The 764-nt window shown below is 42.9% G+C and carries 1 protein-coding gene; it reads left to right on the top strand.

Annotation, left to right across the window (positions count from 1 at the left end; translation table 11 throughout):
• Positions 1–717 (top strand): IS3 family transposase (locus tag J3998_RS13595; RefSeq protein ID WP_208151111.1); only part of this gene is annotated, 717 nt, incomplete at its 5' end.
• Between the last annotated feature and the right edge of the window lie 47 nt (positions 718–764).

Here is a 764-nt window from a genome sequence, read left to right as displayed (position 1 = left end):
GCGTATCGATATGTTGAACGTGCAAAATCCGATGAACCGATTCGTAAACGCCTGAGAGAACTGGCATCTCAGTATCCTCGTTACGGTTATTTGCTGTTGCACGGTTTGTTACGTGGAGAAAAGCTCGTTAAAAACAAAAAGCAGACTTATCGTTTATACACTGAAGAAGGCTTGCAGGTCAGAACCAAGAAGCGCAATAAGATACAAAGACCTCGTATGCCAATGTTGTTACCAACCGCAGCCAATGAACGCTGGTCAATGGATTTTGTAGCCGATCAACTCTCCAATGGCCGCAGGTTCAGAGTGCTTAATGTGGTTGATGATTGTACGCGTGAAATGATTGGCCAACTTGTATCTGTTTCAATTAGTGGTAGGCAAGTCGCTCGATTTTTAGAACAGCTCATTGAGATTCGGGGAAAACCCTATGGAATCGTCTGCGATAACGGAACTGAGTTTACTTCTAAGGCGATGTTCTTCTGGTCTAAGGAGTCTAACGTTAAGCTGCAATTTATTCAGCCAGGCAAGCCAACCCAGAATGCTTTTGTTGAAAGTTTAAATGGCAAGTTCAGAAACGAGTGTCTCAATCAACATTGGTTCAGAACATTAGACGAAGCGAAATACGAAATTGATCAGTGGCGAGAGCATTACAACCATGTTCGACCGCATAGCTCACTGAATTATTTACCGCCAGCTGTGTATGCTAAACAGGTGGCATAATGAAAAAATCTCATCAAGAGAATGGTACTAATTCAGGGGAAAGGTCA

The organism is Thiomicrorhabdus marina (assembly GCF_017571465.1).
GTDB classification, from domain to species: domain Bacteria; phylum Pseudomonadota; class Gammaproteobacteria; order Thiomicrospirales; family Thiomicrospiraceae; genus Thiomicrorhabdus; species Thiomicrorhabdus marina.
The sequence above is the reverse complement of the archived record's forward strand: the minus strand, read 5'-3'. Positions and strand labels throughout refer to the sequence as shown.